The sequence below is a fragment of the Methylobacterium amylolyticum genome (assembly GCF_030700245.1).
Taxonomy (GTDB): Bacteria; Pseudomonadota; Alphaproteobacteria; order Rhizobiales; family Beijerinckiaceae; genus Methylobacterium.
In genome coordinates this window covers 122022-135072 of the sequence record NZ_JAUYZI010000003.1, presented here as the reverse complement: position 1 = coordinate 135072, position 13051 = coordinate 122022, and the positions used below count along the sequence as shown (strand labels likewise).

Genomic DNA, 13051 nt, shown 5'->3' with positions numbered 1-13051 from the left:
ACGCCTACTTGCTGCCGCCGCGGACCAGCGAGAGGAAGCGGACCTGCTCGCTCGCATCGTCCTTGAAGGCGCCGCGGAACTGGGTGGTGATCGTCGAGACGCCGGCCTTCTGCACGCCGCGCATGGCCATGCACAGGTGCTCGGCCTCCACCATCACCGCGACGCCGCGGGGCTTGAGGACGCTCTCGATCACGTCGGCGACCTGGGCGGTCATCGTCTCCTGGGTCTGCAGGCGCTTGGCGAAGGTGTCCACCACCCGGGCGAGCTTCGACAGGCCGACCACGCCGCGCGTCGGGTAGTAGGCGATGTGCGCGAGCCCCATGAACGGCACCATGTGGTGCTCGCAGTGGGAGTAGAACGGGATGTCGCGCACGAGCACGATGTCGGAATAGCCCTCGACCTCCTCGAACACCCGCGCGAGCAGGGCGTCGGCATCGACCTTGTAGCCGCCGAAGAGCTGCTCGTAGGCCTTCACCACCCGGGCGGGGGTGTCGACCAGCCCCTCGCGCGCCGGGTCGTCCCCGGCCCAGCGCAGGAGCACCCGCACGGCGGCCTCGGCCTCCTCGCGGCTCGGGCGGCCCGCGGCCAGCCCCTGCGGCACCCGCGTGGCGGAGGCGGGCTCCGGAGCGATCTCCGCGGGGGCCTCGTCCGTGGGGGCGTTGTCCGATGGGGCGTTGTCCGTGGGGGCGTTGTCGTTGCGCATGCCCGTCAGATCGCGGTCGTCGACGCGGTAGGACAGGGATTTGAGCGCGGCATCCATGGCATCTCCGGCCCGGGCCACGCGGGACTTCATCGTGGAGCTGTCGGGCTTGGCGTACATCGTCGGACCGAGTCGGGCTTGCCGGACCATTGCCGGATCAGGGAAGGACCCGCGCCCGGAACGGTTCCGGGCCGGTGCCCCGGATGGACGCGGGCTAAGGAACGCAACCCGCGCGACCCGACCTTGGCCCTGGGCGCGGACCCGGTCGACGGGCCGCCTCCTCGCGAAGGGGCCGCCTGCGGCCTATATCATCGTTCGCGGGCAAAGGCGCAATGCGCCCTCCGCGCGGCAGCGCCCCGTGGGCGGGCGCCGCGCGATTTTTCCGGCGGCCCGAGCCGAGGACCCGATGCTCGACGACATCTACAACCGCCGCATCCTCGAACTGGCGGCCGACATCCCCCGGCTCGGGCGGCTGGAGCGGCCGGACGCCAGCGCCACCGCCCATTCCCGCCTGTGCGGCTCCACCGTGACCGTCGACCTCGCGCTCGGGCCCGATGACCGGGTCGCCGACTTCGCCCAGGAGGTGCGGGCCTGCGCCCTGGGGCAGGCCTCCTCCTCGCTGATGGGCCGGCACGCGGTCGGCGCCTCCGCCGACGAGCTGCGGGCCCTGCGCGCGGCGGTGCGGGCGATGCTGAAGGAGGGGGCGCCCCCGCCCGGCGGCCCGTGGGCCGACTTCGCCGTGCTGGAGCCGGTGCGGGACTTCAAGGCGCGCCACGCCTCCACGCTGCTGACCTTCGACGCGGTGGTCGACGCGCTCGACCAGATCGCGGCCAAGCGGCAGGCGGCGTGAGCCTCGCGCGCCGGGCCGCGCACCTCGCGATCCGCGGCTACCAGCTCACCCTGTCGGGCCTCGTCGGCCGCCAGTGCCGGCACTGGCCGAGCTGCTCGGCCTACGCGGACGAGGCGATCGCCCGCCACGGTCTCTGGCCCGGCGCCTGGATGGGTCTCGCGCGGGTCTGCCGCTGCGGGCCGTTCGGCACCCACGGCATCGACCTCGTGCCCGAGCGCCCGCCCGCGGGCGCCGCGTGGTATCGCCCCTGGGCCTACGGCCGCTGGCGGGGCGTCCTCGCGCCGCCCCTGCCGACCGGCTCGCTGCTGGTCTGCGAGGCCGTACCGGAGGCGCTCTCCCCACCATCCACAGGCCGGACCGATCCGCGCGCTTCCTGAACGGAAACCGAACGCCGCGACGCGTGTTTGTCCTTGCAGATCGCCCGGTCCGGCCGGGCTTCCCCTCAGCACCAGAGCGAACCGCCATGTCGACCGAGACACGCGCGAAGACCCACATCGACATCTACGACCGCGCCTCCCGCGAGGCCTGGGCACAGCGCTTCGGCGTCACCGAGCAGCGCCTGCGCAAGGCCGTCTCGATGGTGGGCAAGCGCATCACCAGCATCGCCGCCTACCTCGACCGGCCGGCCCCCTGACGGCGCGCGCCGGACAGGATCGACGGATGACGGTGGCCGCTCGCCCCCGCGCGGGCGGGCTGCGCGCGGGGTAGATGCCGGTGGCAGACGACGCGAAAGCAAGCCGACACGAGGCGCCGCGCCCGCGGAACCCGGACGCCCTCACCTTCGAGCAGATCCGCGAGCGCGCCTACGAATTGTGGGAGCGCAACCACCGGCCCGAGGGCCTGGAGATCGAGTTCTGGCTGCTGGCCGAGCGGGAGCTGCGCTCGGAGCGCGACAAGCGCCGGGCGGCCGATCCGGCGCATCCCGTGGACGAGGCGCCGCCGGAGTGACAAGCGCGGCCGGATGCCTTGCGGTGTCCGGCCGCGACAGCTTGTTCGTGGTGCGTGAATTGCCTAGCCTTCCCCCGGCTCGGCGCGAGATCTGATGTCGCGCGCCGTTCCGACGCCGGAGGGGGCGACATGGGACGGGGTTCGAGGGCGCGCGCGGCCGGTCCGCGCCGCGCGACAGGTCTGGGCGTCGCGTGATGGCCACCGCCGCGCCCCCCACCCTCGACGCCACCTACCGCCGCATCACGTGGCGCCTGCTGCCGTTCCTGATGGTCCTGTGGATCCTGTCCTGGATCGACCGGGTCAACATCGGCTTCGCCAAGCTTCAGATGCTGTCCGACCTGAAGTTCAGCGAGACGGTCTACGGCATCGGCGCGGGGATCTTCTTCATCGGCTACTTCCTCTGCGAGGTGCCGAGCAATCTGCTGCTGGAACACATCGGCGCCCGCAAGACCATCGCGCGGATCACCTTCCTGTGGGGGATCTGCTGCGTGGCGATGATGTTCGTCACGACATCGACGCTGTTCTACGTGCTGCGCTTCCTGCTCGGCGTGTTCGAGGCCGGGTTCTACCCGGGCGTGATCCTCTACCTGACCTACTGGTATCCGACCGAGCGGCGGGCCAAGGTGTTCGGGCTGTTCATGTCGGCCTCGGCGCTCGCCGGGGTGATCGGCGGACCGCTCGCGGGCGCGATCATGACCGGGATGAACGGGGTCAACGGCTGGGCCGGCTGGCAGTGGGTGTTCCTGCTGGAGGGCATCCCCTCGGTGCTCGCGGGCGTCGCCACCCTGTTCTACCTCACCGACCGGCCGGCCAAGGCCGGCTGGCTCAGCGCCGAGGAGCGGGCCCTGATCGAGGCCGACCTCGCCCGCGACGCCGCGGCGCTCGGCCCCCGCGAGCACCGGATCATGGCGTCCCTGAAGGACGTCCGGGTCTGGCAGTGCATCGCGATCTTCTTCTGCGTCATCACCGCGAACTCGGCGCTCACCTTCTTCGGCCCGAGCGTGGTGCGCGAGGCCGGGTTCACCGACCCGCTCACCGTCGGCTGGATCATGTCGGCGGCCTACCTGTGCGGCGGCGCCGGGATGATCCTGAACGGCCGCCACTCCGACCGCTCGGGCGAGGCGCGGCTGCATTGCGGCATCTCGGCCTTCGTCGGCGCCGTGGCCATCGCGATCCTCGGCTTCCTCGTGCCGGCGAGCCCGGGGCTGGCGATGGTCGCGCTGGCGGTGGCGATCGTCGGCACGATGAGCGCGATCCCGGTGTTCTGGCAGATCCCCGGCCGCTTCCTCGCCGGCTCGGCGGCGGCGGCCGGCATCGCCCTGATCAACTCGGTGGCCAACCTCGCGGGCTTCGGCGCGCCGGCGGTGATGGGCTACCTGCGCGAGCACACGGGCTCCGTCTCGACCGGGCTGTGGCTGGTGGCCGCCGTCGAGGCGCTGGCCCTCGTGCTGATCCTCGCCTTCGTCCCGCGGGCGACGCCGGAGCTGGAGCGGCGCGCCGCCGCCCGCGCCGCCCACGAACCCGCTTGAATCGAGCCCGCTTGAACGCGCCCGCCCGGATCGGACCCGGCGGCCCCATCCCCTCGCGACAGGAGTTCCCTTTGGATCACCCCTCGGACCGGCACGCCCTGACGCGCCGCAGCCTCGTCGGGGCCGGACTCGGCGGCGTCGCGGCGGCGGCCGCAACCTCGGCGGCCTTCGCCCAAGGAACCCCGCCCGCCAACGCCCCGGCCCAGCCCGGCGCGCTCACCACGGCCCCGGTCTCGCAGGCGGGCCTGGGGCCGCGGCTGACGATGCACGCGATCGACCAGTTCCACGGCACGCCCGGCGCCGGGATGATCTGCGACCTGTCGATGCACGACGGGTCCGGCTACAAGCCGATCAAGACGGTCACCACCGCCCCGAACGGCCGCACCGCCGAGCCGATCCTCGTCGACGACGCCGTCAAGGTCGGCCGCTACGAGCTGCTGATGCACTTCGAGGAGTACTTCGCCAAGATCGGGGTCAAGCTGCCGAGCCCCAACTTCCTCGGCCTCGTGCCGATCCGCTTCCAGATCCGCGACGCGGGCCAGCGCTACCACCTGCCGGTGCTGTTCACGCCCTGGGGCTACTCCTACTACCGCGGCAGCTAGCCCCTTCGCCCCGGCGCTCCCGCGCGCCGGACCGGTATTCCCGTCGGCGGAGTTCGCTCCACGCGCGGCCCGCCGCCCGCCCCGCTCAGGATCCGAAACCGATGGCCGGCATCACCACCCACGTGCTCGACGCGGACCGGGGGCGCCCGGCGCCCGGCGTGCGCATCGATTTCTCCGCCTTCGAGAACGGGGCGTGGCGCCTCGTGAAGAGCGTCGTCACCAACGCCGACGGGCGCACCGACAAGCCGATCCTGCCCGGCGACGAGGCGAAGGTCGGGCAGTACCAGCTCGAATTCCACATCGACGCGTACCTGCGCGGCAAGCCGGGGATCAGCGAGGCCGACATCTTCGTCGACAACCCGGTCGTGCGCTTCGCGATCTTCGACGCCAAGCAGCACTACCATGTGCCGATGCTGTGCACGCCCGGCAACTGCGCGACCTACCGCGGGAGCTGAGCATTGAGCGATCTCGACGCGATCAACCGGCTCGACCGGGACGCCTTCGTCGCGAAGCTCGGCGGCGTGTTCGAGCACGCCGCCTGGGTCGCCGAGGCGGCGCACGCGGCCCGGCCCTTCGCCGACCGCGCAGGCCTGCACGACGCGATGATGGAGGCGGTGCGGGCCGCGCCGGAGGCGGCGCGCCTCGCCTTCCTCAACGGCCACCCGGAGCTCGCGGGCCCCGAGGCGCGGGCCAAGGCGATGACGGCGGATTCGGAATCCGAGCAGGGCAGCGCCGGCCTCGACCGGCTCACCGCCGCGGACGCCGCCGCCTTCGACCGGCTGAACGCGGCCTACCGGGAGAAGTTCGGCTTCCCGTTCATCGTCGCCGTGCGCGGCCGCGGACGGACGGAGATCCTGGCGCTGTTCGAGGAGCGGCTGGCGCGCGGGCGGGCGGAGGAGGAGGCCACCGCCCTCGACGAGATCGCCGCGATCACCCGCATGCGCCTGGAGCGCGTCGTCGCCGGGTAGGACGGAACAGGGCCCGTCCGAGGCAGGCGGCGACCGGAACGCAAGGAAGCCCCGGCTCTGGCGAGCCGGGGCTTCTCTCGTTCGGACCGTGGGAGCGGCCCCGCATGGGGCCGCGCCGGATCAGTAATTGTAGGCGCGCTCGCCGTGATCGGCGATGTCCAGGCCTTCGCGCTCCTCCTCCTGCGTGACGCGCAGGCCGATCGTCAGGTCGACGAGCTTGTAGAGGATCGCCGAGCCGATGCCCGACCACAGCAGGGTGAGGCCGACCGCCTCCGCCTGGGTGATGACCTGCCCCATCATGCTGTAGGCGCCGACCGCGAGCTCGCCGGGCTTCGAGGTGTAGTCCGGGATGCCGACGCCGCCGAGGCTCGGATCGACGAGGATGCCGGTGGCGAGCGCCCCGAGGATGCCGCCGACGCAGTGGACGCCGAACACGTCGAGCGAGTCGTCGTAGCCGAGCGCGTTCTTCACCGTCGAGCACATCACGAAGCAGACCACGCCCGCCACGAGGCCGAGCACGATCGAGCCCATCGGGCCGGCGAAGCCCGAGGCCGGGGTGACGGCGACGAGGCCGGCGATCGCGCCCGAGACCATGCCCAGCAGCGACGGCTTGCCCTTCAGCGCCCACTCGGCGAACAGCCACGCCACCGCCGCGCCGCAGGTGGCGACGAAGGTGTTGAGCATGGCGAGCGCGGCGGTGCCGTTGGCTTCGAGGTTCGAGCCGGCGTTGAAGCCGAACCAGCCGACCCACAGCAGCGAGGCGCCGATCATGGTCATGGTCAGCGAGTGTGGGGCGAGCAGGTCGCGGCCGTAGCCGATGCGCTTGCCGAGGAGCAGACAGCCGACGAAGCCCGCGATGCCGGCGTTGATGTGCACCACGGTACCGCCGGCGAAGTCGAGCGCGCCCTTCTGGAAGAGGAAGCCCGCATCCTTGTTGACGGCGTCGAGCGCGGCCTGGGCGGTCGCCTTGCTCGCATCGTCGGTGGCGGCGGCGAGCGCCTTCGCCGCGTTGCCCAGCGCGTCGGGGCCGGCCCAGTACCAGACCATGTGCGCCATCGGGAAGTAGATGATCGTGACCCAGAGGATCATGAACACCACCAGCGCCGAGAACTTCATCCGCTCGGCGAAGGCGCCGACGATCAGCGCCGGGGTGATCATCGCGAACGTCATCTGGAAGCAGATGTAGACGTATTCGGGGATGACGACGCCGTTGGAGAAGGTCCCGACGGTCGAGTTCGGGTCGACGCCCCTCAGGAACGCCTTCGAGAAGCCGCCGATGAAGTCGTTGAGGCCGCCGCCGTTGGTGAAGGCGAGGCTGTAGCCGTAGAACACCCACAGCAGGCCGACGATCGAGACGATCGCGAAGACCTGGGTGAGCACCGAGAGCATGTTCTTGGTGCGCACGAGGCCGCCGTAGAACAGGGCCAGCCCCGGCACGCACATCATCAGCACGAGCGCCGAGGAGATCAGCATCCAGGCGGTGTCACCCTTGTTGGGCAGGGGCGCGGCCGGCGGCGGGGCCGAGGCGGCCTCCATCGTCGGCGTCTGCGCCAGGGACGGCTCGACCAGGAGGAGGGCGAGCGCCGCACCTCCCAGGCCGAGCATGAGGGCGTGACGTGGTTTCATGGGCACGGGGCTCCGGATCGCGCTGTCGCGTGAGGGTGTTCGAGGGGCGTTCGAGGGGTCTCCGCGCGGCGGGGACGCCGCTGCGGGGATCGTGCGGGGGCTGGTGCGAGGGGCCGGCGGACCGGGGCGTCAGAGGGCGTCGGCGTCGGTCTCGCCGGTCCGGATGCGCACCGCCTTCTCCAGGGGCATCACGAAGATCTTGCCGTCGCCGATCTGGCCGGTGCGGGCGGCGCCCGCGATCGCGTCGATGACGCTCGCCACGAGATCGGAGGGGACGGCGACCTCGATCTTGAGCTTGGGCAGGAAGCTCACCGCGTACTCGGCGCCGCGGTAGATCTCCGTGTGGCCCTTCTGGCGGCCGTAGCCCTTCACTTCCGTCACCGTCAGGCCGTGCACGCCGATGCCGGTGAGCGCGTCGCGCACCTCCTCCAGCTTGAACGGCTTGATGATGGCCATCACGATCTTCATGGGCGGCGCCCCTTTCAGAGTCTTTGGGAACCGTTGCCGTGGCCGCACGGCGCCCCGGTCCGGGAAGCCCGCGCGGCCGGAATGGCCCCGCGGTCGCGCCGTCCTATTCAAGGACTATGCCACCCAAGCTCGACCGGGAACTTTTCGGAGGGGTGCGATTCTGCCCGCGAATTGGCCTCGCCGGGCGCGCGACGATCGCGGCAGGCGGAATTATGCCCATAGAGTAGGCATTTTGCACGAAACGGCGCATCCCAGCCTGTGGCAGGAACGCAACGCACGTCGGACGACGAGCTTTATTCCCCGCGCGGACGGATCAAACCCTCCTGTGCCACCGACGCGACGAGGTTGCCCGCGCGGTCGAAGATCTGCCCGCGGGCGAAGCCGCGGGCGCCCCCCGCGGCCGGGCTGTCCTGCGCGTAGAGCAGCCAGTCATCGGCGCGGGCGGGCCGGTGGAACCACAGCGCGTGGTCGAGGCTCGCGGCCTGCACGTCGGCGTCGAACACCGACTTGGCGTGCGGGATCAGCGAGACGTCGAGCAGGGTCATGTCGGACGCGTAGGCCAGCACGGCCCGGTGCAGGGCGGGATCGTCGGGCAGCGTTGCCGCGGCGCGCAGCCAGACGCTGAACGCCGCCTCGCGGGCCTCGCCGTCGCTGTAGCGGCGCAGGTCCACCGGCCGCAGCAGGATCGGCCGGGGCCGGCCGAAATAGGCGGCCACCGCCGCGGGGATGCGGCCGTCGCGCGCCAGATCCCGCCCGTCCGCCAGCCCCTCCGGATCGGCGACCGCCGGCATCGGCGGCTGGTGGGCGAACCCGTCCTCGACGACCTGATACGACACGGTGGTGGCGAAGATCGCGCGCCCGTGCTGGATCGCCTTGACCCGCCGGGTGGTGAAGCTGTGGCCGTCGCGGATGCGCTCGACCTCGTAGACGATCGGCGCCCGCGGATCGCCCGGCAGGAGGAAGTAGGCGTGGAGCGAATGGGTCGGGCGGTCGTCCGGCACCGTCCGGGTCGCCGCGACCAGGGCCTGCGCCACCACCTGCCCACCGAACACCCGCTTCCAGCCAGTCTTCGGATTGCCGCCGCGGAACAGGTCGATCTCCAGCCGCTCTAGGTCGAGGACGGCCAGGAGTTCGGTGACCGCCTCGGTCATCGCGTCGGTATCGGGCATGGCTGGAAGACTCGTGCGCGGCGGGGTTTTCGTTCAGGACGCCCGCGCGACATAGGTTGAGCCGGCGCAGCGGTCCACGATCGCAGCGCCGGGACGGTTGGAGGAGATCCGCGACGATGACGGCCAGCACGCCCCGCCCCGGCAGCCGCGCCGTGCTCGTGGCCGGGGGCGGGCTCCCCGCCCTGGCGCTGGCGCTGGCGCTCAAGCGCGCCCACGGGCCGGCGCTCGACGCGACGGTGCTCGACCCCGGCGGGGCCGAGCCGGCGCGCCACCGCGGCCGCGCCTACGCCGTCGCCCCCGGCCCGCGCCGGATGCTGGAGCGGCTCGAAATCTGGGACCGTCTGGCCGGGGCGGCCGAGCCGATCACCGAGATGATCGTCAGCGACAGCCGGCTCGCCGACCCGATCCGCCCGGTCTTCCTGACCTTCGGCGCGGAGGCCGATCGCGGCGGGGACGAGCCGGTCGCCCACATGGTCGAGGCGGAGCCCCTGGCCGCGGCCCTGCGCGACGCCTGCGTCGCGGCCGGCGTCGCGATCGAGGCCGCATCCGTCGTGTCCGCGCGGGTCGAGGGCGCGGCGATCCGGGCGGCGCTGGCGGGCGGCGGGACCCGCTCCGCCGACCTGCTGGTGGCCGCCGACGGCGCCCGCTCCGCCTTGCGCGAGGCGGCCCGGATCGGCTGGGTCGGGCGGGACTACAGCCAGGTCGGCATCGTCGCCACGATCGGCCATGCCCGCCCGCACGGCGGCCGGGCCTTCGAGCACTTCCTGCCGTCGGGGCCCTTCGCGATCCTGCCGCTGCCGGACGGGGGCGCGCTCGGCCACCGCTCCTCGATCGTCTGGACGGAGCGGGCGGCGGACGCCGAGGCGCTGCTCGCCGGGGATCCGGGGGAGGTGCTGGCCGAGATCGAGCGCCGCTTCACCCTCGACCTCGGGCAGCTCGGCCTTGAGCACGGTCCGAGCCGCCATCCGCTCGCGGTCGGCATCGCCCGGCGCTTCTCCGCCGACCGCCTCGCGCTGCTCGGCGACGCCGCCCACGTCATCCACCCGATCGCCGGCCAGGGCCTCAACCTCGGGCTCGCCGACGCCGCCGCGCTCGCCGAGGCGGTGACCGAGGCGCTGCGGCTCGGCCTCGACCCGGGGGGCCCGGGCACCCTGCGCGCCTACGAGCGGGCGCGCCGCTTCGACACCGTGGCGATGGCCGCGATGACCGACGGGCTGAACCGGCTGTTCTCGAACGACGCCCTGCCGGTGCGGCTCGCCCGCGACCTCGGCCTCGGCCTCGTCGACCGGATGCCCGGCCTCAAGCGGTTCTTCGCCACCGAGGCCGCGGGCCTGGGCGGCGCGTCGCCGCGGCTGCTGCGGGGGGAGAAGCTGTAGGCCGGCACCGGTCTCCCTCTCCCGTCCGCGGGAGAGGGCAAGGCTGTGGTCGCCTTACTTCTTGCCCGCCTTGGCACGCTCGATGCCCTCCTGGATCAGGCGCTGCGCCTCCTCCTTGTCGCCCCAGCGGACGAACTTGACCCACTTGTTGGGCTCCAGGTCCTTGTAGTGCTCGAAGAAGTGCTGGATCTGGAGGATCGTGATCTCGGGCAGGTCGGTGTAGTTCTCCACCCGGTCGTAGCGCTTGGTCAGGTGGCGCGAGGGCACGGCGATGATCTTCTCGTCCTCGCCGCCCTCGTCGCGCATCACCATCACGCCGACGGGGCGCGCGCTGATGATCGCGCCGGGGATCACCGCGCGGGTGTTGGCCACCAGCACGTCGCAGGGGTCGCCGTCGCCCGACAGGGTGTGGGGGATGAAGCCGTAGTTCCCCGGGTAGAACATCGGCGTGTACAGGAACCGGTCGACGACCAGCGTGCCGGCATCCTTGTCCATCTCGTACTTGATCGGCTCGCCGCCGAGCGGCACCTCGATCACCACGTTGACGTCCTGCGGCGGGTTCTTGCCGATCGAGATGGCGTCGAGATTCATGGCGTTCCGCTCCCGGGCGCGCGTCTGCGCGCCCCTTCCGCCCGCTTCTTAGAGAGACCGCCGGGCGATGCAAATCGCGCCCGGCGACGGGGGCGGGGAAACGTCAGCCGAACAGGTAGCCGACCTTCGGCAGCGGCACGCCCGCGATCCGGTCGAGCGTCCGCGGGCCGGCCCGGCCGCCGAGACCCTCGTAGAACGCGCCCGCCCGGACGTTGTCCTCCAGGCTCCAGACCCCGAGCCGGGTCAGACCGTGGTCGGCCAGATCGTTGCGCACCGCCCGGAACAGGCGCCGCCCGAGGCCGACGCCCTGGTATTCCGGCATCAGGTACAGCTCGTCGATCTCCGCGTCGCTCGCTAGCGTCCGGCTGCGGGTGCGCCCGTAGGAGGCGTAGCCGACCACCGCCTCGCCGGTCTCCACCACCGCCACCGGCCGCCCCCGCCGCAGGGCGCCGCGCCACCACGCCCGGTCGCGTCCGGCGATCAGACGCTCCAGGGCGACCCCCGGGATGATCCCGCGATAGGCCTCGCGCCACGCCGCATCGAACACCCGCGACACGCCGCCGATATCCCCCTCCCGGGCCCGGCGGATGCTCGTCGTGCGCGTGCTCATGGCCCCCGCCCCTCCCTCGCTCGTCCGGCTGACAACCGTTCCCGCCGCCGGAGGTTCGATCCCGATGCCGGCAAACCCGAGGCGGGAACCCGAGGCAGGACTCCTGGCAAGAACGGCGCCGTTTTTTCGGGTCCGGCCGCGCGGGTTGACAAGGGATGGCGGTGCCGCGGCCAAGGCGGTGCGGGACACCCGATCCGCTATGCCGCGGTTTGCCCGTGCGGGGGGCGGCTGGTAGAGCCGGGCGCCCCCCGCCGCCCGAAAGCTCCGTGTTCAACCGCTTCCTCAAGCCCGAGACGCGCTACGCCCGGCGCATGGCCCGGATCGCCCGCTTCGAGCGCCCGATCGACGGGCCGGGCGCGCGGCTGCGGGCCTGGGCGAACATGCTGCTCATCGACCACGGCGTGTTCCGCCTCGCCTATCTCAACCGGCACGCGGTCGGCACCCGCGGCCTGTGGCGCTCGGCCCAGCCCGGCCCCCACCACCTCGCCCGGTTCCGCGCCGAGGGCGTGCGCACGATCATCTCGCTGCGCGGCGGCCGCGAGCACGGCTCCTGGCCGCTCCAGCGCGAGGCCTGCGAGCGCCACGGGCTCACGCTCGTCGAGTTCGTGCTGCGCTCGCGCGAGGCCCCCGACCGCGCCACGATCCTCGCCGCCAAGGCGTTCTTCGACGGGATCACCTACCCGGCGGTGATGCACTGCAAGTCGGGCGCCGATCGCGCCGGCCTCGCCTCCGCCCTCTACCTGATCCTGCACGAGGGGCGCCCCGTCGCCGAGGCCGCCCGCCAGCTCTCGGCCCGCTACGGCCATTTCCGCTTCGCCAAGACCGGCATCCTCGACGCCTTCTTCGCCCGCTACCGGGTCGAGGGGGAGGCGCGGGGGCTGGACTTCCTGACCTGGGTCGAGACCGTCTACGACCCGGAGGCGCTGAAGCGCGACTTCCGGCCGGGCTTCTGGTCGGACGCGATGGTCGACCGGGTGCTGCGGCGGGAGTAGTTCCTAGGACGCCTTTTCCTGCGCCAGGACGTAGCTCTTCAACACAGCGTTGATGCGAGATTGGTAGCCCTTGCCCGAGGCCCGGAAGTGCCGCAGCACATCCGCGTCGAGCCGTAGCGTGATCTGTTCCTTCGGCTCGGGTGGGACGACGCGCGCCTCGTCCCAGAAGCCGGGCGGGACGAGACCCGCGTCGGGATCTTCCGCCGCGCGTCTCTCGATCTCCGCGTCGTCCAAGGCCCGGACATCGGCACGCAGCGGCTCGGCCGCCGGCACGTCGTCCAGGCTGTCAAACCGAACGTGCCGCTCGCGCTGCCGCGTAGACTTGCCTGTCATGCCGACTCGCCCTCCACGCCGAGATGATGCGGATGTCGCCGTCACGGTGCATGTAGACGACGCGCAGAATGACCCCGTCGTACTCTCCCAGGGCGATGAAGCGACGCTCGCCGTAATCGCGACGGGTGTCCTCACGCTCCAGACGGAAGCCGCGAAAGATCTCGACCGCCTGCCGGAAACCGACGAGGTGCTTGGCCCGGTTGGCCGCATCCTTGTCCGGATCCCACTGAAAACCCATGGCAGAGTGTAGTTACGTTCCGTCGCTACGCAAGGCTCCTGGTGCCCGCCT

The 13051-nt window shown here is 72.2% G+C and carries 18 protein-coding genes; 10 read left to right on the top strand and 8 right to left on the bottom strand.

Annotated features, from left to right (window positions below; all coding sequences use genetic code 11):
- Nucleotides 1–4 precede the first annotated feature (4 nt).
- A complete protein-coding gene (gene folE / locus Q8W71_RS03745) occupies nucleotides 5–820 on the bottom strand; it encodes a GTP cyclohydrolase I FolE (protein WP_305523982.1) in 816 nt (271 codons plus the stop codon).
- Between the two features lie 286 nt (nucleotides 821–1106).
- On the opposite strand from folE, the gene Q8W71_RS03740 reads away from it, so the two are divergent.
- The 8 genes from Q8W71_RS03740 (at nucleotide 1107) to uraD (ending at nucleotide 5597) form a co-directional block, all read left to right on the top strand.
- Nucleotides 1107–1550 (top strand): iron-sulfur cluster assembly scaffold protein, encoded by a 444-nt coding sequence (locus tag Q8W71_RS03740; RefSeq protein ID WP_305523981.1) that lies wholly within the window; start codon nucleotides 1107–1109, stop codon nucleotides 1548–1550.
- Entirely contained in the window at nucleotides 1547–1927 is a 381-nt protein-coding gene (gene yidD / locus Q8W71_RS03735) for a membrane protein insertion efficiency factor YidD (protein WP_305523980.1), read from the top strand. The genes Q8W71_RS03740 and yidD overlap by 4 nt, the downstream gene beginning before the upstream one ends.
- An 86-nt stretch (nucleotides 1928–2013) precedes the next feature.
- Complete coding sequence (locus Q8W71_RS03730; RefSeq protein ID WP_305523979.1) at nucleotides 2014–2184, top strand: DUF3606 domain-containing protein; 171 nt, start codon at nucleotides 2014–2016, stop codon at nucleotides 2182–2184.
- A gap of 80 nt (nucleotides 2185–2264) precedes the next feature.
- Entirely contained in the window at nucleotides 2265–2498 is a 234-nt protein-coding gene (locus Q8W71_RS03725) for a DUF2934 domain-containing protein (protein ID WP_305523978.1), read from the top strand.
- A gap of 194 nt (nucleotides 2499–2692) precedes the next feature.
- Nucleotides 2693–4027: an MFS transporter gene (locus tag Q8W71_RS03720; protein ID WP_305523977.1), complete on the top strand. Its 1335-nt coding sequence runs from the start codon at nucleotides 2693–2695 to the stop codon at nucleotides 4025–4027.
- Between the two features lie 71 nt (nucleotides 4028–4098).
- A complete protein-coding gene (gene uraH, locus Q8W71_RS03715) occupies nucleotides 4099–4629 on the top strand; it encodes a hydroxyisourate hydrolase (RefSeq protein WP_305523976.1) in 531 nt (176 codons plus the stop codon).
- A gap of 101 nt (nucleotides 4630–4730) precedes the next feature.
- Nucleotides 4731–5084, top strand: coding sequence for a hydroxyisourate hydrolase (uraH, locus tag Q8W71_RS03710; protein ID WP_305523975.1), 354 nt, complete (start codon nucleotides 4731–4733; stop codon nucleotides 5082–5084).
- Between the two features lie 3 nt (nucleotides 5085–5087).
- A complete protein-coding gene (gene uraD / locus Q8W71_RS03705; protein WP_305523974.1) occupies nucleotides 5088–5597 on the top strand; it encodes a 2-oxo-4-hydroxy-4-carboxy-5-ureidoimidazoline decarboxylase in 510 nt (169 codons plus the stop codon).
- Nucleotides 5598–5717: 120 nt separating this feature from the next.
- On the opposite strand, the gene Q8W71_RS03700 is transcribed toward uraD, so the two are convergent.
- The 3 genes from Q8W71_RS03700 to Q8W71_RS03690 all read right to left on the bottom strand — a co-directional run bounded on the left by Q8W71_RS03700 (nucleotide 5718) and on the right by Q8W71_RS03690 (nucleotide 8842).
- A complete protein-coding gene (locus tag Q8W71_RS03700) occupies nucleotides 5718–7223 on the bottom strand; it encodes an ammonium transporter (protein ID WP_305523973.1) in 1506 nt (501 codons plus the stop codon).
- A gap of 129 nt (nucleotides 7224–7352) precedes the next feature.
- Nucleotides 7353–7691 (bottom strand): P-II family nitrogen regulator, encoded by a 339-nt coding sequence (locus tag Q8W71_RS03695; RefSeq protein WP_305523972.1) that lies wholly within the window; start codon nucleotides 7689–7691, stop codon nucleotides 7353–7355.
- A gap of 293 nt (nucleotides 7692–7984) precedes the next feature.
- The gene (locus tag Q8W71_RS03690; protein WP_305524080.1) at nucleotides 7985–8842 is read right to left on the bottom strand and encodes an acyl-CoA thioesterase; all 858 of its coding nucleotides are present in this window, start codon (nucleotides 8840–8842) and stop codon (nucleotides 7985–7987) included.
- Between the two features lie 134 nt (nucleotides 8843–8976).
- Here Q8W71_RS03690 and Q8W71_RS03685 point away from each other — a divergent pair, with 134 nt between their 5' ends.
- The gene (locus Q8W71_RS03685; protein WP_305523971.1) at nucleotides 8977–10236 is read left to right on the top strand and encodes an FAD-dependent monooxygenase; all 1260 of its coding nucleotides are present in this window, start codon (nucleotides 8977–8979) and stop codon (nucleotides 10234–10236) included.
- Between the two features lie 54 nt (nucleotides 10237–10290).
- Here Q8W71_RS03685 and ppa read toward each other — a convergent pair whose 3' ends face one another.
- Together ppa and Q8W71_RS03675 are read right to left on the bottom strand one after the other, a co-directional pair.
- Complete coding sequence (gene ppa / locus Q8W71_RS03680) at nucleotides 10291–10827, bottom strand: inorganic diphosphatase (protein ID WP_305523970.1); 537 nt, start codon at nucleotides 10825–10827, stop codon at nucleotides 10291–10293.
- 103 nt (nucleotides 10828–10930) lie between these two features.
- On the bottom strand, nucleotides 10931–11437 hold the full coding sequence (locus tag Q8W71_RS03675; protein WP_305523969.1) for a GNAT family N-acetyltransferase: 507 nt from the start codon (nucleotides 11435–11437) through the stop codon (nucleotides 10931–10933).
- Between the two features lie 266 nt (nucleotides 11438–11703).
- Between Q8W71_RS03675 and Q8W71_RS03670 the strand changes: the two genes are divergently transcribed.
- Nucleotides 11704–12429 (top strand): tyrosine-protein phosphatase, encoded by a 726-nt coding sequence (locus Q8W71_RS03670; protein ID WP_305523968.1) that lies wholly within the window; start codon nucleotides 11704–11706, stop codon nucleotides 12427–12429.
- A 3-nt stretch (nucleotides 12430–12432) separates the two neighbouring features.
- On the opposite strand, the gene Q8W71_RS03665 is transcribed toward Q8W71_RS03670, so the two are convergent.
- Nucleotides 12433–12762, bottom strand: coding sequence for a BrnA antitoxin family protein (locus Q8W71_RS03665; protein ID WP_305523967.1), 330 nt, complete (start codon nucleotides 12760–12762; stop codon nucleotides 12433–12435).
- Nucleotides 12716–13000: a BrnT family toxin gene (locus Q8W71_RS03660; protein WP_305523966.1), complete on the bottom strand. Its 285-nt coding sequence runs from the start codon at nucleotides 12998–13000 to the stop codon at nucleotides 12716–12718. Before Q8W71_RS03660 ends, Q8W71_RS03665 begins: the two co-directional genes overlap by 47 nt.
- Between the last annotated feature and the right edge of the window lie 51 nt (nucleotides 13001–13051).

Bases quoted from the DNA above. Each gene is read 5' to 3' on its own strand.
- folE (WP_305523982.1), bottom strand. From the start codon at position 820: ATGTACGCCAAGCCCGACAGCTCCACGATGAAGTCCCGCGTGGCCCGG.
- Q8W71_RS03740 (WP_305523981.1), top strand. From the start codon at position 1,107: ATGCTCGACGACATCTACAACCGCCGCATCCTCGAACTGGCGGCCGAC.
- Q8W71_RS03700 (WP_305523973.1), bottom strand. From the start codon at position 7,223: ATGAAACCACGTCACGCCCTCATGCTCGGCCTGGGAGGTGCGGCGCTC.
- uraH (WP_305523975.1), top strand. From the start codon at position 4,731: ATGGCCGGCATCACCACCCACGTGCTCGACGCGGACCGGGGGCGCCCG.
- Q8W71_RS03660 (WP_305523966.1), bottom strand. From the start codon at position 13,000: ATGGGTTTTCAGTGGGATCCGGACAAGGATGCGGCCAACCGGGCCAAG.
- ppa (WP_305523970.1), bottom strand. From the start codon at position 10,827: ATGAATCTCGACGCCATCTCGATCGGCAAGAACCCGCCGCAGGACGTC.
- Q8W71_RS03730 (WP_305523979.1), top strand. From the start codon at position 2,014: ATGTCGACCGAGACACGCGCGAAGACCCACATCGACATCTACGACCGC.
- Q8W71_RS03720 (WP_305523977.1), top strand. From the start codon at position 2,693: ATGGCCACCGCCGCGCCCCCCACCCTCGACGCCACCTACCGCCGCATC.
- Q8W71_RS03695 (WP_305523972.1), bottom strand. From the start codon at position 7,691: ATGAAGATCGTGATGGCCATCATCAAGCCGTTCAAGCTGGAGGAGGTG.
- Q8W71_RS03665 (WP_305523967.1), bottom strand. From the start codon at position 12,762: ATGACAGGCAAGTCTACGCGGCAGCGCGAGCGGCACGTTCGGTTTGAC.
- Q8W71_RS03690 (WP_305524080.1), bottom strand. From the start codon at position 8,842: ATGACCGAGGCGGTCACCGAACTCCTGGCCGTCCTCGACCTAGAGCGG.
- Q8W71_RS03685 (WP_305523971.1), top strand. From the start codon at position 8,977: ATGACGGCCAGCACGCCCCGCCCCGGCAGCCGCGCCGTGCTCGTGGCC.
- Q8W71_RS03675 (WP_305523969.1), bottom strand. From the start codon at position 11,437: ATGAGCACGCGCACGACGAGCATCCGCCGGGCCCGGGAGGGGGATATC.